Raw genomic sequence first — 18,814 nt, forward strand, 5'->3', positions numbered from 1 at the left:
CCAATCTTGATCACCTCGTATTCGCTGCATATTCGGAGGCGCCGCGCAGCCGCCTTACCATCACCGCGACGCGCATAGTCAACGTCAGGCAAGGGCTTGTCGAAAGAGCCCAAGATGTTGTCGGTATCTCTGCTTTTCCTTGGGCTGCTCGAATCTCCGTAGCTGCGCCCAAATTGCTGATCGTCGGTAGCAATGCTTGGCTATGGCCCCCCATAATTATCGCAGGATGCTTTCATTTTATGGCTTTCTTTGTTATAGCGAGCGGCGAGCGACGTAACCAAGTCATCGCCTCTTACAGTACGCCATCGATCACTGCAGCGACAAAGCAGCGACTGATGCCGCGTTAAATATACATTCTGCATTTACTTCCGCAGAGCAAAAAAAGTGCATCCGATGCAACAATCTATTCCCTCTTAGGCGACTAGATGACAAAGATCGCTCCTCAACCCTCTTTATTGCGACTTAGAGGCACTTCCTGTAGGCGTAGTGAATCGCTCAATTCTGAGGCGCTCAAGTTCTGACGAAGGAATTATCTCGACGCTGTCGTCGACCATATGATAAAGGACATAGACATCACCAAGCCGCCCCGCAAGCTGATACTTCTCAGAGTCCTTAGCTCCCCTTTCTGCCTTATGCTTGGTCAAGATTGACACTACCGCCGGCGCTCGCTTCACGCTAGCGGCTTTACGGTGCCCAAGGTAGTGTGCCGATAGCGGCATATACGCAAGCACCAATGCTATGTAAGGTAGCAGCTCCATCTGGCGAATACTTATGGGAAGCCCGGGGGTTCTTTGTACTAACCAGATCAGAATCCATGTAAGAAAAACTCCAAACACAAGATAGAAGCCAAAATCCACATAGAAAGCCAAAGCGATCAAGAAGATCAAGACAGCAATCGGGACAAGTATTGCTACTGTACGATAGCGCTCGCTCAAGATGGAGAGGTTCCTACCAAGATAACCACCAACAAGCGAAGAGAAAAGCAAGAACGCCAATGTTGCGCCGATAGCAGTCAAGCCAACAAGGGCCAAATCGTTTACAGATCCAAATTGGAACGGATCCACGCCGAAATTACCCCAGTACGACCTGAGGTAAATAACTCCTTGGACAGCACCGAAAGCAATAAAAACTGATCCCCAAGCTAGAACGTGCGCGCTTCCGATCTCTTTCTTTTCGACAGCGGTCTCTGCCATGTTAGTTCCTGGGTAATTAAACTTATTTCCTTTTCTTCAGCGGAGTATCACCCCCGGCGTGGCGAGTCTGTCCACGGTTCACGTGAGGAAGTGGCTGGCTGAGGAAATCTTGAGTTAATCCGCGAGAGTGTGCATTGTAGGCCCAGGTAACGAATTGCTCCAGCAACCGCTGGTTTTCTGCCTCAAGCCGCTGGTTCTCAGCCTCCAATCGGGCCAACCGCTCTGCCATACCGGGTGATGTAACTCCTTCTCTGTATAACGGCTGCACCCCTCTGAGCGCGCCCTTCCTTAGAACAAATGCTGCGCGGATGCGTTCATGCTTATGAAGCCCCTGTCGGGTATAGCGACAATGCAACCTCAGAGCAACCGCATCCACTAAGGCGTTCCAACTCAGCGGAGCTTCGCTCCAAGCGTCAAGGATCCTGACAATCTGCTCAATGGCACCATCCGATAAATTTTTACCCCGTCGCGTGACGGTCTTCTTATGGCCTGTTCTCACTACGCCTCCGCTTGCTCTTCTGGGCAACTGGCGCAGCTAACGAATTAACAACTCGCCCCCCTTGAAGGCGGAACGGAGCTTGAGTCGCTGCCATCTGGATTGGCGTACCATCTGGAATATCCGGATCTTCCATGATGGACAGCAACTGGGTGAGCCGGTCCACTGTCACGCGATGATGTTCCATCCAGCGATCACTGCCGGCATAGCCTTGGCCGACCGCCACTTCTGCCTTCTGCTTCAGCCGAACCGCCTCCGTCAACTGCTCACGCAATCTCAAGACTTTTTGGATATCACCTTTTATACAGATCAACTCTTGGCAATTAATGCAGTCGGCATGCAACTGACATGGAGACGACGTGTAGTCGTGAATACAGTATCCGAGCTCTGTTACGTGCGCAGTCGGAACCATCAGTTGCGCAAAGGCATCACGCTTGATCAGCGCACGTTCTAGCGGCGCGGATAGAGGACCAATCATCTCATCTGTACCCACTGCCGAGCGAATACTTTGGAGCATCTGTCTGGGTGAAACATGGTCATACGCCTCGTTCTGGCGCACATCCAGTCGGCCAGACCATTTCGCAACATCTAGCTGGCTCAAACCACCGGCCTGCGCCAACGTATTGAGATAGTGCCGAAAAGCATGTGACTTCAGGATAATGGGACTACCATCTGGCTCCGTAAATCCAAAGCGAGAGAAGATTGAATTCAACCCATGCGCGCTCCGGCTTCCGAGCCCTGTATTTACTTGACCTACACTCACAAGCTCAATCATACAACGATAGGTACTACGCTGCATTCCTAGCTCGTTTCTGCGGACAGTGAATAAAGCATTTGCATAGGTGACACCGGTCGCCTTATCAAGCGTGGGAAAGCCTCGCGGCAGCAGCGAGACAATGACCTTCTCAACCTCCTTAAACCTGACGTACAACGCATTACCCTGCCCCTTAAATCTAACCATCCTAATTCCCTGAGCTTTACACCATGCGTTTGCGCCCATTCTGCCTGTCAAGCCGATGATCCGTGCAACTTCCTCAAGGTCTAGCCATTCACTGTTGCGGAGATGCTCCACGTCTAATGCCAAATAGATCTGACTAGGATTGCGTTCATACCACCCGGCGATATCTCGCGCTTCCATTGTGACTTTCCGGATTCGACGCAAAGCCTCCTGCACCACCGGCACCATTGCCGGCACCATCCACTTCACTCCAGGCTTTGCGCCCTTAGCCGGCCACCAGCGCAGACCGTACGCATCATCCTTCCCGGGACGCGCCTCTACGACCTCGCAAGCCGATGGCAGCGTCAAGATTTCACTGATACGCTCGGGAGCTGCCAACATGATTGCAGCAGCTGCCGCGGTGACCACGTCCGCAGGGTCTTGGGCCATCAAGAATATTCGTGGCAGGGCTTCAAGAGCAGCTGCTGATGGCAGTTTTTCCGCTCTACGCCTATCAGCCTCTGCGCCCACCCGCACCGTGTCAGATGGGCGTCGGATCGGACTACGCCAAGTTGTCCGACTGATCGACAGAGCATTTTCTTTCATGAAATTCGCTAGAATCTCCAGCTGCTGTCCGACGCGGTAGGCGGCTCCAGCGCTGAAATTCCCTACCAAGAGCTGTGTAGCTCTATTGAAAACCGCCGAATCCGCACGTACTGGATCACATTCCCGCGCTCCTTCTGCAAGAGCCGCCGCCAATGCACGAAGCGCAGCGACTCTGGCGTGAATGGCTTTAACAGGACGAACTCCGGAGAGATAGCGAATATAGGCCTTCGCAAAGCTTCGGAAGGGCTCAGGCATGACTGCCGGAATAGCACCGCCCACTGCTTCCAGCATTGAGAAGCTAATCCGCTCTCTCTTTCTTCCTTTAGCTTTGGTCAAGACCGCGTCTGTCACGTCCCAAGTGTTACTTTCGAACGGAAGATCTTGACCAAATACCGCAAGCTGATTGCGAGCCAGATCGATGAACTGGCGAATGTTAGTCCTAGCATCAGCTTCAATACTAGGAACGAAGACGATGACATCAGTTACCATGACCTCGCTCCTGCTTCCATCCCTCACAGCGGCGAACGACTTCCGCTACTGCCAGGATGGTTCTGTCGTTCACGGATGCGATTCGAACATCAGCATCCTTACTCAAACGTTCACGCTCATCCACCAAGTGATCCAGAACGGCTTGATGAGGCCCATCGACCCAAGGCTCAAAGTTCACACAGGTGTAGCAAGCAATGGGAGCCAGGGAGCCGCAAAATCCGTAGCTTCCGCAGTTACCGATCGCCCTCATGGATGGATCAAAGCGAGGATCACATATCCGACTAGCCGGATCGGCGTAGCGAGTGGCCTGAGATTCGTCTTCAATGAGAACGCCTGAGAAAGCTTGCGCCATTGGAGCCAATCGAAATGCGATAGCTCTATCTATTCGCTCCACGATCTCTGGCCGAGCCTCGATGTACACACCGACATTTTGGGTGTCACTATGATCGAGTAGTTCTGCTATGACAAGTTCACCATGGCCCTCGATCGCAGCTCTAGTAGCAAATGTTCGACGAAAACGCACCGAGCTAATTCGAAGATACTCTCCTGTTCTCTCCGACCTAACCTTGAGAGGATCTAATGTCGACTGCAATAAGGCATTAATATCTTTCGCAGTGCGATGAAACTGGAAACTGTCGGGCTCGACATGCGGCCTTGAAGTCGCGGGAAACAAAGGTGCCTCAGAGGGATCTTTAAGGACCCCTTCGAATGACTTCCTGACACCGTTGGCATGCTCTACGAGCACGCTGCCGATTTGAGGTATTACGACGCGATTTTTAAACGCACTTCTAATAAGACTTCCGTGCTGCTTGGCCCGTGGCATCTTCAGCAAGTATACCGGCACCCCACTTTTCTGCTCAACAACAGAGATATCGCGCACTTTCAACGCAGCGTGTTGAATAGCACGCTGCCCCAGCAGCATAAATAAATACGCCAGTACATATCCCTCTGTAGAGACATCACCTCTCTTAGCGGCATGATCCAAAGCCCTTTGAAGCGCCTCCAATTCCATGTCCGTAAACGGACCACAAACAGGGTCATGAGTAAGTACTGCACGCCCCTTATTAGCACCAGGATTTCTAATTTGTTTAAGAAAAATATAAGCCCGATTTGAAATTCCCTCGCAGCCGAGCTCATACCAGCGCCGCAACAGAGTCGACAACTGACCGAAATGCCAGAGATTCTGAGCATCTAAAGATGCTCTGTAATTGATAAGATCAGTGTCATTGAAATTAGCAACCGGGCCGCCCCGAACCGTTCCGACGTGCAACGCAAATCTAAGCAACTGTTGAAACATCACCCGCAAATGGCTGGAGGCCATCCTCTCTGCGTACCACACAAGCGTAACCTTGGCCGAATATTCCAAGTCCCTTGAAAGACAGAGTTTTGAGAAGCGAAGGCTTATCACCTCAGAAATGTCCCGATACATCCAGTGATCGCGCTGAGGATTGAACTCCACTCCACTCGGTGTGCGCACCTTACATGGCAACGACAGGAGCACATCAGGACTAGTGCGCCGTGCCTTATTCATCCCTATGGCCTCCAGCAAGAACCTTTTCCTGCATTGCAAGTGAAGCTTCTCTCGCCTTCCTACGAATGTGACGCCTTGTGTATACGGCTGCATGGTCGGACGTTGGAGACCATCCCATCAGGTAGCTTCGGTACTTCTGCTCCTCCGCCGGCGCCACCCCTGCCACATCCATCTGCCTGGAAAACATGTCATTCCATGTATGCCGGAGCAAGTGCGGTGAAAGATTTTTTGGTAAATCCGGACATGCGGTGCGCAGTACCTCAAAGACCTTCTCCGCAGCGGCAACGGTGAGCGGCTTCCCGCTGCGACTGGCAGCGAATAGAAATCCATGTGTCTTTGACTTCGGCAAACCCGACCTATGATCAAGAATATACGCATTAGTTTGAGTAAGGAGATCCTTTTGCAACTGAAGAACCCTTGCTCGAGTTTTGGTTTGGGGTTGATTTCGCCTAGGATCCTCTGGATCATCCGCTCTGCGATGGATTGTGACTTCACCCAATCGGCTGTCGATATCTGAGCTGCGCACTCCAAGCGCTTCTCCAATTCTCAATCCTAGGTTCAACAGCCACCGCACCAGAAGCGCATTGCGATGGCGAGTGTGCTTATCACGCCACGGGTTGTCGGCGCACGAAGGATCGGTTACTCGCAGCAGCTCTTGCACTTGGCTGTCGGATAGCCCCTCTCGCTCAACTCCGCTGCCAGCTACGAACGAGACACGCATCCGGCTATCCAGGGCCTTGAACGTCATCTCTATAGCACTCTGAAAGCGAACGCGGAACTCGTTCGAGAGGCCATGTTTACTCCTACGATCATCCGCTAGCCAAGCAAGATAGCCCCGGATATACAATAGACGCGTGGATGCTACTTGAAGGGCAACCTCTTTCCGCTGCTGTCTAGGTGGTCGACCACGCACCGTCTCCGCAACTTGGGTTCGCGTTTTTTCATGAGTACAGAGGAAAGTTGTATTGGAACCGAGTGCTGCCAACGGCTGTCGGCTACTAAGTATTAGACCCTCTACCTCGGCGACCGAAAGAAGTTCCCCATACTCCAGGCGACTGTCGATATCGATTCCTTGCGCAACAAGGAACAATTCGAAAACCATGATCGCACGCAGCACATTGCTGATCGTGTTGGTTGAGAGATTTCTACCGCGGACCTGAGTGAGGGCAAATATAGTTGCAGAAAAGAGCGGGCACCCATGCTCATCCAGCAGCACTGGAAAGCGCTCACCTGAGGCGAACAGGACAGTCCGAACTCGAAATGCCGGCCGCATCTTTTTACATCCTCTATTGGTAGAAGATTGGCCTCACATTAGCAGGAAACAAGGATCGCTGTGTAAACCAAAAAACCCCAATAAACGCAATGGCTTACCGGGGTTTATTTGCATCGAAGAACTACTAAAAATTAGAACGGAATATCGTCATCGGCAAAATCGTCCATCGGCGGCGCCGACTGCTGCTGGGCCGGCTGCTGACGACGCGGGGCATAGTCCTGGCCACCGCCGCCGCCACCGTAACCGCCCTGGCCACCACCACCGCCACCGCCCTGCTGACGCGGGGCCTGCGCGCGCTGCGGGCGATCGCCGCCCATGCCACCGCCGCCGCCTTCACCACGGCCGCCGAGCATCTGCATCTCGTTGGCGACGATGTCGGTGCTGTACTTCTCCACGCCGTCCTGACCGGTGTACTTGTCGTAGCGCAGTTCGCCTTCGACATACACCTGCGAGCCCTTGCGCAGGTACTCACCGGCGATTTCGCCCAGCTTTCCGAAGAACACCACGCGATGCCACTCGGTGCGCTCCTGGTTATTGCCTTCGCGATCCTTGCGCATGCTGGTGGTGGCCAGGCTGACGCGGGTGATCGCCATGCCGGCCTGGGTGTACTTGGTGTCGGGATCGTTGCCGAGGTTGCCGACGAGGATGACTTTGTTGATGCCGCGGGCCATAGCTGCTTCCGAAATGATGCGCTGGCGCCGGAGGCGCGCAGCGATGAATGTCTGTGCGGCAATGTTACCGCACCTGCCCACCGACGGTCGTGGCAGGTTGCCGCGCCCGGCTGCCGGGCAAGCGCCCGGCCCAGGGTCGGAAATCCAGCCCGCACGGGCCTTTGCAGCCGCGCGACAGCGAATATGAAGGCCGCGGTTGCGCCCGGCGGGACGGATCCTGCCGGTACACCTATAATCGGCGCTCATCACGAACGCCTGCGCATGACCATCGCCGAAGACCTCCCCACCGTGCTGGGCCTGCCCCAGATCCAGTCCCTCGCCGCGCCCGACATGGCCGCGGTCGATGCACTGATCCGCCGCCGTCTGGCCTCGGACGTCGTGCTGATCAACCAGATCGCCGATCACATCATCTCCGCCGGCGGCAAACGCCTGCGTCCGATGCTGGTGATGCTGGCCGGCCACGCGGCGGGCGGCTCCGGCCCGGAGCATCACCAGTTGGCGGCGATCATCGAGTTCATCCACACCTCGACCCTGCTGCACGACGACGTGGTGGACGAGTCGGACTTGCGCCGCGGGCGCAGTACCGCCAACGCGCTGTGGGGCAACGCACCCAGCGTGCTGGTCGGCGATTTCCTGTATTCGCGCAGCTTCCAGTTGATGGTCGAGCTGGACCGCATGGAAGTCATGCAGATCCTGGCCGACACCACCAACCGCATCGCCGAAGGCGAAGTGCTGCAGCTGCTGCACGTGCATAACCCCGACACCGACGAAGCCGCCTACCTGCGGGTGATCGAGCGCAAGACCGCCGTGCTGTTCGCCGCCGGCACCCGCCTGGGTGCATTGGCCTCGGGCGCGGATGCCGATGTGCAGCAACGGCTTTACGACTACGGCATGCAGCTGGGCTTTGCGTTTCAGATCGCCGACGACGTGCTCGATTACGCCGCAGATGCCACCGACCTGGGCAAGAACCTGGGCGACGACCTGGCCGAAGGCAAGGCCACGCTGCCGCTGATCCATGCGATGGCGCATTCGGATGCGGCCACGCAGCAGCGCCTGCGGCAGATCGTCGAACAAGGCGACGCAGCCGCGATGCCGGAAGTATTGGCCGCCATCCACGCCACCGGCGGGCTGGACTACAGCCGCCAGCGCGCCGCCGAATACGCTGCCGCCGCCGAACAGGCGCTGGACACCCTGCCCGCCAGCCCAGCGGTTGCCGCGCTACGCGGCCTGGCGCGCTACGCGGTCGAACGCACGCACTGATTCGGAGCGCCGGGCACTCCGGACGGGATTTGGGATTGGAGATTGGGGATTCGCAAAAGCGGCCTTGTTCGCGCTCTTACGAATCCCGAGACTTGATCGCCGAACGATTGTTAGGCACAGATCGATGAGCACAACCAGGGATTGATTGAAGGACGGAACCGCGCTGTTGCGAATCCCGAATCCCGAATCACCAATCCCTGCTACTGACCGAACCGCTCATCGAAAAAGTCGCCCAGCATGCGGTACGCACGCTTGGCCGCGCGCGGGTTGTACAGGCAACCGGGCGGGCTGTTGGCATCGGCTTCGGCAAAGCAGTGCACCGCGCCGCTGAAATTGACGAACTGCCAGTCGGCGCCTGCGGCATTCATCTCGGTTTCGAAGGCGGCGATGTCCGTCTTGCTCACGCTCTTGTCGTCGGCGCCGTTGAGCACCAGCAGCGGCGTTTTGGCCGAGCCGGCAGCGGCCGGGCTAGGCGTGGCGATACCGCCATGCAGGCTGACCACGCCGGCCAGCTGCGCACCGGCGCGCACCAGCTCCAGCACCGTGGTGCCGCCGAAGCAGAACCCCACCGCGCCGATGCGCGATGCATCCAGCGGCGCCTTGCCGGCCTGCGCCTTGAGCACATCCACCGCTTTCAGCGCGCGGGCGCGCAGCGTCGGCGGGTCCTTCTTCAGGGCGCCGGCAAACTGCCCGGCCTCGCTGTCGTTGGCCGGACGCTTGCCCTTGCCGTACACATCGGCCACCAGCACCACATAGTCGTCGCCGGCCAGCTGCTTGGCCTTGCTCACTGCCGAGTCGTTGACGCCGCGCCAGTTCGGCACCATCACCAGGCCGGGGCGCTTGGCGTCGCCGGCATCGTCGTAGACCAGCACGCCGCTATAGGTGTCCTTGCCGATCTTCCATTCCAGTGGCGTTGCCTGCATCGCGGCCCAGACCGGGGCCGCTGCCAAACTCAATATCATCGCCGTACTCCACTGCCACCGCTTGTTCATGCGCCTGCTCCATGGATGTAAAGAATCCGCAGTGTGTCAAAAGATGACTGCCGACGGCTCGAGTCATCATCAGAAAGATGAGTTCAGCTTTCCAGCTACAGGCCGATAGAGCGTTGCTGCCCAGCGCCACGTCGTCACGCAAGCTCCACATCACACTACAAGGATGTATAGCTATATGAAGCCCCAGCTACAAACTGCGTTGCTCACTACTATTCTGTTGCTAAACCAATACGCGCAGGCCGCCGATACCCCGTTGGACGACACTTTCACTTCCTTTGCGCGCTGTGACGCCAGCTTTTTCGGTAGCCTGCAGAGTAACGCTCGAGCCTGGAAGGCGCATGCGTCGCTGAGCAGTGCGAACGGCATCAGCTGGATTCCGGTCGGCAACCGCGCCAGTCTGGTCGACAACACAGTGACCCTGCGGGGCACACCAACCCTGGCCGGACTGAAGGTGCACTCCTATTTCGACAAAACGTCGGAAATGGGCAATCTTGGCTATTACCTTTACTGGGGCTTCATCATCGATGCCCCGTTAGAAACCAGCCTAAAACAACTCCTGCCATTGGTCGAGCACCCCGAAAGGCTGCGCGCCACGCGCGGACTGCATGTGCGCAGCGAAGTGCGGGTGGGCAACGAATGGCGCGCCACCTATGACCAGGGCGGCGTAGCCTCGGGTACCCGCCTGCTGGAACGCGTCCTGATCCTGGAATCCGAGACACCGGGGAAGACCACGGTGAGTTGCTCGCTGCAGGGCGCAGTGGACGCTGCCGTACTGGAACAGCTGCGACCAGACATTGCGCGGGCGGACTACCCCCAGCCGCCAGCCACGATACGCATTGAAGACGTGCCGTTGCCGGTCGGTGTGCGCGATGGGCTGGACGAGCCGCTACTAACCCCCAGATTCACCAAGCTCAGCTACAGCTATGTCTCGACCAAGGACGGCAAGCCAGACACACTGCCACCCACTAACGTGGAAATGGCGGTAGAAGATGGGCTTTTAAATGTCACCGAGACCTACAGTCCGAGCTTCCATGTGCAGCGCCAGACCAAGGCCGGGCTCTTCCAGCTCAAGTCGCTGATGAGCGGCAGCGATGGCCGCGTTTTGCTGACTCAGTCCTTCGATCTCGACATTCCCAAAACATGGGAACCAGGCGCCACAATCAGCGCCAAGGCGGTAATGACCCAAGTGCCGGAACGCCGAGGCGACGAGCCGTCGAACGTAACCGTGTCGTGCCGCATCGGCGAGCGCTCGCCGGCCTCGCGCGTGTTTGCTTCGCTGCAGGGCGATGCGGTCGCACTAAACTGCTCGGACAAAAATTCGCGAAGCATCAGAGCCTTCATCGAAGATCTGGGTATCGTATTGAATTTGGAAAGCTCGCTCGGCAATAGCCAGTACAAAAGCACCATCTCGGAATTTAACGTCGTCCGCTGAAGGTCGCGCGGGATCGGGTAGTTCACTCGATCCCGATACCGGGAATCGACGCAATCGCCGCCGGGTCGAATCCGGCCAGCTGGGCGAAATGCCGCCCGCGTGCAACGTAATCGCTGTACGCACCGAAGCTGGGCGCGCCCGGCGACAGCAGCACCACACCGCCCTGCACGCCCAGCGCGTCGCGTGCCAGCTGCATGGCATGCTCCAGGTCGGTGGCGGCATGCAGGCCGAAGCGACCGGTCTCGGCCAACGGCGCAAGCAGCGCATGGATGCGTGGCCCGTTGGCGCCCATGGTGACGATTTCCAGCGGTGCCTGCTGCGCCATGTGCTTGGCAAAATCCTGCCAATCCAGCCCGCGGTCGTGTCCACCGACCAGCAAGGCCACACGGCGTTGCGCAAAGCAGGCCAGCGCGGCCAGCGAGGCATGCGGTGTGGTGCTGATCGAATCGTTGACGTAGCTGATGCCATCCACGCTGCCGAGCAACTGCAGGCGATTGGGCAATGGACGGAAGCTCAATGCGGCCGGTGCCAGTGCTGCGGCATCCAGGCCCAGTGCTTCGATCGCGGCCAGTACCGCGCACAGATTGCGACGGTTATGTTCGCCAGGCAGCGGCACGTTGGCGGTATCGAAGATGGCCTGCTCGCCGCGATACACCAGATCGCCACGCAGGTGCCAGCCGTCGGCATGGTTGAACCAGCGCACCTCGCTGTGAGGCAGCTGCAGCCCGCGCAACAGCGGATCGGCAGCATTGAGCAGGGCAATCCGCGGCCGGCCTTCGGTCACCAGCGACAGCTTGTCGCGCACGTAGCGCGCCTCGTCGCCGTGCCAGTCCAGGTGTTCGGGAAACAGGTTCAACACCAGCGCCAGTTGCGGGCGCGCGCCACTGCGCCCGACCTCCCCGGTCTGGTAGCTGGACAACTCGATCGCCCAGTACGCAGGCGGCGGCTGCGGTGCCAGCACTTCCAGCAAGGGTTGGCCGATATTGCCGACCAGGGCGGTGCGATGTCCGGCACAGCGCAGCAGGTGCGCCAGCAACGCGGTGGTGGTGCTCTTGCCCTTGGTCCCGGTCACGCAGATCGCGCCGGACACGCTTCCGTCGGCCTGCGCGTGTTCGGCAAACCAGAGCGCCGTACCGCCGATGAACTGGGTGCCGTGCGCGGCAGCGGCCGTCAGCGCTTCGGCACGATACGGACTGATGCCAGGCGACTTCACCACGACCTCGAACCGGCCCAGCGCCTGCGCACTGGCTTCGGTTTCCACCTGTAACGCCGCATCGGCCAATGCATCCAGCTCGCGCGCTTCTTCGACGTTGCAAAAGACGGTCAGCGGTTGCGTGGGCAATGCGCTGCGCAGCGCGCGATAGGCAGCGCGCCCCTCGCGCCCCCACCCCCACAATGCAACCGCCCTGCCCTCAAGCTGCGAAATTCGCACGCACGCGCTCCCACAGCGCCGCCGGGATACGGTGCTCGCCGTCGATGGCCATCAACGGCTCGACCTGCAGGTCCTGCACATCCAGCTGCGGCTGGATCTCGCGGATGAAACGCTTCACCAGCGCGTCTTCCTTCCACTCGGCACGCGTTGCCAGCACCGCCATCGCCGCACGCGATTCGCGGCCTTCGCCCACGCATTCGAACGGCTTGTGGTCCTGGAACTCCAGCAGCGCATCGTAGCCGCCGGCCTGGCTGGCATCGTCGAGCAGATTCCGCCCGAAGATCTTGACCAGGCGCGTCTTGGGCATGAACGGTGCCAGCGCCAGGAACACGAAATGACACTTGGGGCAGACGCCGCACCAGCGATGCACCGGGCGCTCGCCCATGATGTGGAAGTTGCGGTTGCAGCTGGAAAAATGCGCGTCGTAGTGGTCGGTCCTGGCGAACTGGCGTGCCACCGCCAGCTCCGACAGCGGCCGCAGCAGCGAGTAATAACGCAGATCGTCAGCCACGTGGCGCTGCACATACGCACCAAACGCCTGCTCGAATGCCCAACCCTTGGACCACTGGTGATTGACCTCGCCGGTGCCGGGAATCTGGCTGCCGTAGCTGGCCGAGCGCTCGTTGGAGAACACCACCTGGTCCACACCGGTCAGCAACGCCGACAGCACCAGAATCGCCGAATTCACCGCAGTGACCGGGATATGCCCGTTCCACGCACCCTGGCGATTGAGCTCGAACAACTCCGGCGCCAGCACGCGGCCGATGTTGAGTACCGGCAGGCCGGTACGCTCGGCACAGGCGCGGATCAGTTGCGAGCCGCCGATCCAGCTGACGGTCTGCTCGATGCCGGCATGTCGCAGCGCTTCGATACTGACCAGCGAATCCTTGCCGCCACCGATGGCCACCAGCGCATGCTCGCGCAAGCCCAACACAGGCGCCTGCGCAGCTGGCTGCGCAGCCACCGGGAAGTTGATCTTGCCGTGCAGGTTCAAGCCATTGCGGTAGGCGAATTCGCCAAGGCCATGCAGATAAACGCTTTCCACCAGCGCGGCGGTTTCGGCATCGATACTGTAGCTGTCGATGACGATGGTCGGCGGCACGGCGGCCTTGTAGTAACTCACGCCCGCGATGAGGTGCAGCAACTGCAAGGCCTGTTGCACGGCGGCGGCACGCGCGCCGTCCAGCACGAATGGCGCGCCGGGCACGGCAACGGTTTCCACAAGTTCCGGCCCCTGGTCGAAGGCATACACCAGCGTCGCCACGCCGGTCTGCGCGTCGAGCGCGCAGCGCACGAAACGGAAGGTGGACATCTGGTGTTTGTCGAAAGCGCTCATGGACTACCTGCAAGACCCCGTTGCCGACGCAGGTAGCGTCGGCACAGGGCATATTCAATCATGGAAAACGGCACCGCAGCCCACAGCAGCGGCAGGCAGCCGATGACGAACAACAGCAACATCACTTGCGAGCCAATCACCTGCGCATCGCCGGTGGCCGCCAATGCAACCAGCAGATACAGCAGCAATGCCGGCAGATAGCTGAGCGCACTCAACACCACCGTGCGTACTGCCATGCCACCAGCGTGCCCGGCGGACGCGGGCGCTCGCGTATCGCGCCGACGCTGCCAGCGCGCGGCGCTCCATGCGCCAGCGCCCGCCGCAAGCAGCGCCGGCAGCGCCCATTTCAGGCTATCGGCCCACGGCATCCGCTGGCCGGCCATGTCGATGACAGTGGAAAACACCATCGACACGCCGCCGGCCAGGGTGCTGAGCAGCACGAACTCAGCTAGCGGGCGCATCGATCACCTCTTCGCGCGGCAGCTCGCGTTGGTTGTAGGTGCTGGCCATCGAATAGCCGTACGCGCCGGCATCGGCCACCAGCATCACATCGCCCGGCGCGGTGGCAGCCGGCAGGCGGCGGCGCTTGCCGAACACGTCAGACGACTCGCAGATCGGCCCGACGATATCGAAGCTGCCATCGGCCGGCGCGTCGAGCTGGCTGAGGTTTTCGATGTCGTGCCAGGCGTCGTACAGCGCCGGGCGGATCAAGGTGTTCATGCCCGCATCCAGTCCGACGCGTTGCACGCCATCCTTTTCGATCACCTGGGTGACGCTGGCCAGCAACACGCCGGCCTCGGCCACCAGGTAGCGGCCCGGCTCGATCGCCAGCCGATAACCCGGATGCACGGCCTTGACCTCGGCCAGGCCCTTGGCCCACACATCGAGATCGAACGGTTCGTCCTCGGCGCTGTACGGAATCGGCAGGCCGCCGCCGATATCGATGGTTTCCACCGTGCCGATACGGCGGGCGAAGCCGGCCAGTTCGTCATACATCATGCGCCAGTGCTCGCCGGTCTCCACGCCACTGCCCAGGTGCGCATGCACGCCGGTGATGGTGACCTCCAACGTGCGCGCCACTTCAACGAACTCATCCACACGCGTGGACGAGAGACCGAACTTGGAGGCCTTGCCACCGGTATTGACTTTCTCGTGATGCCCATCGCCATGCCCCAGGTCGATGCGCAACCACACGTTGCGGCCGCGGAACACCTCCGGCCAGCGCCGCAACGCTTCGACGTTGTCCACGGTGACGGTCACGCCCAGCGCGAACCCGGCTTCGTATTCGGCCTTCGGCGCGAAGCTCGGCGTAAACAGCACCCGGCGCGGCGACAGCTCCGGCAAGGTGTCGAACACGCGGCGCAGCTCACCGTGGGAGACGCATTCCAGCCCGAACCCGGCCTGTTCCAGCGCCATCAGGATCGCCGGATGCGCATTGGCCTTGATCGCGTAATAACGCTGATCCACTGCGGCAATCTGCGCCAGTGCGTGCGCCCGCGCACGCACGGTGGGCAGGTGATATGCATAGCGCGGCGTGCCGGCCTTGGACAACGAAAGCAGATGCGCGCGCTCGGCATGCCACCACGGCGTGGGCCGCGGGCGCACCGAGCCGATGATCTGCCGCCAGCGCGGGCCGAACACCTCGCCTTCGCTCACCGGCATCGCGCCGCTGTCGATCAATTCCGCATGCAGGATCGGCAGCAAACCGTCGGCATCGGCTTCGTCGATGACGAAAGTCAAATTCAGGTCGTTGGACGACTGCGAAATCATGTGCACGCGTTCCTGCCCGAACGTGGCCCATACGTCCGACAGTTTGTGCAGCAGCGAGCGCATGCCGCGCCCGACCAGGGTGATCGCCGCGCAAGGCACGATGATCTTGACCTTGCAGATCTGCGACAGGTCGGCCGACAGCGCAGCCAGTACATCGGTGTTGACCAGGTTCTCCGACGGATCCAGCGACACGGTGACATTGGTCTCGGCCGAACCGATCAGGTCCACCGACAGGCCGTGCTTCTTGAACAAGGTAAACACATCGGCCAGAAAGCCCACCTGCTGCCACATGCCGATGCCTTCCATCGACACCAGCACGATGCCGTTGCGGCGGCTGATCGCCTTGACGCCAAGTACCGGCTCGGCATTGCCGTCGATGCTGGTGCCCGGCAGATCGGGGCGCTCGGTATCCAGGATCGCCATCGGCACGCCGGAATCGCGGCACGGCTTGATCGAGCGCGGGTGCAGCACCTTGGCGCCGGTGGTGGCGATTTCCTGCGCCTCGTAATAGTCCAGGCGGGTCAGCAGGCGCGCGTCCGGCACTTCCTTCGGGTTGGCGCTGAACATGCCGGGCACATCGGTCCAGATTTCCACCCGGCTGGCGCCGAGCAACGCACCGAAATACGCCGCCGAGGTATCCGAACCGCCACGCCCCAGGATCGCGGTGCCGCCATCGGCGTGCCGCGAAATGAAACCCTGGGTGATCAACAGCCGCGTGGGCTGCGCATCGAAGCGCGCGCGCCAGTCGGCATCGGACTGCCACTGGCAGGACACCGACAGGCGCTTGGACCATTCGCTCTGATTGGGCTGCGGCGGCAACGCCGACAACCACTGCCGCGCATCCAGCCAGCCCATGTCCAGGCCACTGGCATGCAGATACGCCGCACCGATGGTGGAGGACAGCAATTCGCCCTGCCCCAGCACCTCGGCCTGCCAATCGAGCGTACGCGTGGCAGCGCGCGCATCGGCAACCAAGGCGTGCAGTGCTGCCAGCCGCTCGCCGAGAACCGTATCGGCGTCGAGCTCGAGCTCGGCCAGAAAGTCGCGATGGCGTTGTTCCAGCGCTGCCACGCGCTGTGCGCTATCGGCAGCGCCATCGGCGATGGCGGTCAGTTCGTTGGTCACGCCCGAGAGCGCGGACACCACCACCAGCACGCGGCCGCCGGTTTCGTTCGCCCGTTTGCTCGCCAGTTTTCCAATCGTGTCCCAGCGATGACGACGCGACACCGAGGTGCCGCCGAACTTGAGGACGATCCAACGATCGGTAGTGTGGGGAGCTGACATGGAGTAGGCGTTTATGATGGGGGAAAGAAGCCGGGATGCCGGGCGGAACCTCCGATTCTACTGCCAATGGCGCGCATCTGACCCCGCGTGTGGTCGCACTCCGCAGCGCCGCTTTGCATCGCGGCAACGGTTTGCGCTGCAACCATCCGCACTTTTCACACCACCGAGATCGCATCGAGCATGAGCAAGCACCGTTACCTGCAACTGGATGTCTTCGCCAGCCGCACCGGCTCCGGCAATCCGCTGGGCGTGGTGTTCGACGCTGGCGCGTTGTCGGCCGAGCAGATGCAGCAGATCGCCGCATGGCTGAACCTGTCGGAGACGATTTTCTTTGTGCCCGTCAGCGCGCCGGATGCCGACTATCACATCCGCATCTTCACTCCACGCGCAGAGCTGCCGTTTGCCGGCCACCCCAGCGTCGGCGCGGCGTGGGTCGCGGCAACCCATGGATTGACCGGCTACAAGGCCGACGGCCGGCTGCACCAGCAATGCGCGGCCGGCGTATTGCCGGTGGACGTGTTCGACCGCCACGGCGCGTTGCAGGTGCGGCTGCGCGCGCCACGCGCACGCGTCATCGCAACCGGCGACACCCACACGGCCGCATTGCAGGCGGCCTGCGCCGGATTGCGGGTGACAGCGCAGCCGGCAGCGCTCTGGAACAACGGCCCGAACTGGTGGCTGCTGGAGCTGGCCGATACCGCGGCGGTGCGTCAGGCCGCGCCGGATCTTGCCGCCATCACCCGCCTGACCCAGGCCAGCGCCGCCACCGGGCTGGCCATTTACGCAACCGCGCAGGACGGCGACGCAGATCTGGTGGTGCGCGCGTTCTGCCCCGGCGACGGCGTTCCCGAAGACCCGGTGACCGGCAGCGCCAATGCCTGCATCGCCGCGCGCCTGCATGGCGAAAACCGCCTGCCGGGCGAAGCGGCGCGTTATGTCGCCAGCCAGGGCCGCGAGGTCGGCCGCGATGGTCGCATCCACGTGGAAGTGGACGATGCAGGCGAAATCTGGATTGGCGGAACGACGCTGCAGGTGATCGACGGCCGCATCGATTGGTAAGCTGCCGCGCCCTGTTCGCGGATCCGCCACCATGACCACCCGCCGTTTCCTGCAACTGGATGTGTTCTCCGCCCGCCCCGGCAGCGGCAATCCGCTGGCGGTGGTGCTGGATGCGCAGGGTCTGGACGATGCGGCCATGCAGGCGATCGCCCGCTGGACCAAGTTGCCGGAAACCACCTTCGTCTTTCCTGCGGCCGATGCGCACAGCAGCTACCGGCTACGGATGTTTTCGCCGCAAAAAGAGGTCCCGTTCGCCGGACACCCCAGCGTGGGCACGGCGCATGCGGTGCTCGACGCCGGGCAGGCCGCGCCGGACGATGGCCTGCTGGTGCAGGACGGCATTGCCGGGCAGTTGCCGCTGCGCGTTGAGCAGATCGATGGCCACCGCAGCATTGCCATCCGCACGCCGCGCGCACGCGTTGCCGAACAGGTGGACGTCGACGACCCGCGGCTGCGCGATGCGCTGCGCGGCTGGCCGCTCGGCACCCTGCCGCCTGCGTTGATGGATGGGGGGCGCACCTGGTGGGTGGTGGAACTGGCCAGTGAAGCGGCATTGCGCAGCCTGCAACCGGACTGGGATGCGATCGCGACACTGGCCGAAGCCACCGGCAGCATGGGTGTATTCGCCTACGCGCGTGCCGCTCAGGCAGGCAGCTACGATCTGGCGGTGCGCGCCTTTGTCGGCAACGGCCGGCGTTTCGAAGATGCGGCCTCCGGTGCGGCCAATGCCGTGCTCGCGGCCTGGCTGGACAGCCGCCACGCGCTGCCCGGCAGAGACCGGCGTTACGTGGTCAGCCAGGGCCGCGAGATCGGCTTCGATGCGCTGCTGGAACTGCGTATCGACAGCAACGGCGACGTGTGGTCGGGCGGCCAGGTACAGACGGTGATTCGCGGGACCTTGGACTGGGGCTGAGCGCCACGAACTGCGTACTGCGGGCGTCGCCGTATCCGCCAGATCTGACGCGGGTGGTTAGACGGCAACCCCGAAAGAAATTCTTCTGCGCCGGGAACTCGGCCCGATCACCATCCATCGCATGACGCGCCTGCGTTCGG

General features: G+C 60.8%; 14 protein-coding genes. 4 read left to right on the plus strand and 10 right to left on the minus strand.

The features are described 5' to 3' along the window. Positions 1-452: 452 nt before the first annotated feature. The 5 genes from VZ068_RS14450 to VZ068_RS14470 form a co-directional block, all read right to left on the minus strand. Positions 453-1,193, minus strand: coding sequence for a hypothetical protein (locus VZ068_RS14450; RefSeq protein WP_349655684.1), 741 nt, complete (start codon positions 1,191-1,193; stop codon positions 453-455). Between the two features lie 482 nt (positions 1,194-1,675). Beyond that, positions 1,676-3,721 carry an integrase gene (locus VZ068_RS14455; protein ID WP_349655685.1) on the minus strand — a complete coding sequence of 682 codons (2,046 nt, stop codon included), beginning with the start codon at positions 3,719-3,721 and terminating at the stop codon, positions 1,676-1,678. Next, entirely contained in the window at positions 3,711-5,345 is a 1,635-nt protein-coding gene (locus VZ068_RS14460; protein ID WP_349655686.1) for a site-specific integrase, read from the minus strand. Before VZ068_RS14460 ends, VZ068_RS14455 begins: the two co-directional genes overlap by 11 nt. Next, positions 5,245-6,525 (minus strand): site-specific integrase, encoded by a 1,281-nt coding sequence (locus tag VZ068_RS14465; RefSeq protein WP_349655687.1) that lies wholly within the window; start codon positions 6,523-6,525, stop codon positions 5,245-5,247. The genes VZ068_RS14460 and VZ068_RS14465 overlap by 101 nt, the downstream gene beginning before the upstream one ends. A gap of 131 nt (positions 6,526-6,656) precedes the next feature. Further along, positions 6,657-7,196 (minus strand): single-stranded DNA-binding protein, encoded by a 540-nt coding sequence (locus tag VZ068_RS14470; RefSeq protein ID WP_259151715.1) that lies wholly within the window; start codon positions 7,194-7,196, stop codon positions 6,657-6,659. Between the two features lie 261 nt (positions 7,197-7,457). Between VZ068_RS14470 and VZ068_RS14475 the strand changes: the two genes are divergently transcribed. Continuing rightward, positions 7,458-8,456: a polyprenyl synthetase family protein gene (locus VZ068_RS14475; RefSeq protein WP_046962709.1), complete on the plus strand. Its 999-nt coding sequence runs from the start codon at positions 7,458-7,460 to the stop codon at positions 8,454-8,456. A gap of 200 nt (positions 8,457-8,656) precedes the next feature. On the opposite strand, the gene VZ068_RS14480 is transcribed toward VZ068_RS14475, so the two are convergent. Then, positions 8,657-9,418, minus strand: coding sequence for a dienelactone hydrolase family protein (locus tag VZ068_RS14480; RefSeq protein WP_349655688.1), 762 nt, complete (start codon positions 9,416-9,418; stop codon positions 8,657-8,659). Positions 9,419-9,623: 205 nt separating this feature from the next. Between VZ068_RS14480 and VZ068_RS14485 the strand changes: the two genes are divergently transcribed. Beyond that, complete coding sequence (locus tag VZ068_RS14485; protein ID WP_349655689.1) at positions 9,624-10,880, plus strand: hypothetical protein; 1,257 nt, start codon at positions 9,624-9,626, stop codon at positions 10,878-10,880. Positions 10,881-10,902: 22 nt separating this feature from the next. On the opposite strand, the gene murD is transcribed toward VZ068_RS14485, so the two are convergent. The 4 genes from murD to VZ068_RS14505 are packed head-to-tail and all read right to left on the minus strand — an operon-like array spanning position 10,903 to position 16,702. Further along, positions 10,903-12,312 carry a UDP-N-acetylmuramoyl-L-alanine--D-glutamate ligase gene (gene murD, locus VZ068_RS14490; RefSeq protein WP_349655690.1) on the minus strand — a complete coding sequence of 470 codons (1,410 nt, stop codon included), beginning with the start codon at positions 12,310-12,312 and terminating at the stop codon, positions 10,903-10,905. Next, complete coding sequence (murL, locus tag VZ068_RS14495; protein ID WP_349655691.1) at positions 12,293-13,648, minus strand: UDP-N-acetyl-alpha-D-muramoyl-L-alanyl-L-glutamate epimerase; 1,356 nt, start codon at positions 13,646-13,648, stop codon at positions 12,293-12,295. The genes murD and murL overlap by 20 nt, the downstream gene beginning before the upstream one ends. Then, entirely contained in the window at positions 13,645-14,109 is a 465-nt protein-coding gene (locus tag VZ068_RS14500; RefSeq protein WP_349655692.1) for a hypothetical protein, read from the minus strand. The genes murL and VZ068_RS14500 overlap by 4 nt, the downstream gene beginning before the upstream one ends. Next, entirely contained in the window at positions 14,093-16,702 is a 2,610-nt protein-coding gene (locus tag VZ068_RS14505) for a bifunctional aspartate kinase/diaminopimelate decarboxylase (RefSeq protein ID WP_349655693.1), read from the minus strand. Before VZ068_RS14505 ends, VZ068_RS14500 begins: the two co-directional genes overlap by 17 nt. 180 nt (positions 16,703-16,882) lie before the next feature. On the opposite strand from VZ068_RS14505, the gene VZ068_RS14510 reads away from it, so the two are divergent. Together VZ068_RS14510 and VZ068_RS14515 are read left to right on the plus strand one after the other, a co-directional pair. After that, a complete protein-coding gene (locus VZ068_RS14510) occupies positions 16,883-17,761 on the plus strand; it encodes a PhzF family phenazine biosynthesis protein (RefSeq protein ID WP_349655694.1) in 879 nt (292 codons plus the stop codon). Between the two features lie 31 nt (positions 17,762-17,792). Beyond that, a complete protein-coding gene (locus VZ068_RS14515) occupies positions 17,793-18,674 on the plus strand; it encodes a PhzF family phenazine biosynthesis protein (protein WP_349655695.1) in 882 nt (293 codons plus the stop codon). Positions 18,675-18,814 lie beyond the last annotated feature (140 nt).

The sequence above is a fragment of the Xanthomonas sp. 10-10 genome (assembly GCF_040182365.1).
In the GTDB taxonomy this organism is placed as follows: domain Bacteria; phylum Pseudomonadota; class Gammaproteobacteria; order Xanthomonadales; family Xanthomonadaceae; genus Xanthomonas; species Xanthomonas arboricola_F.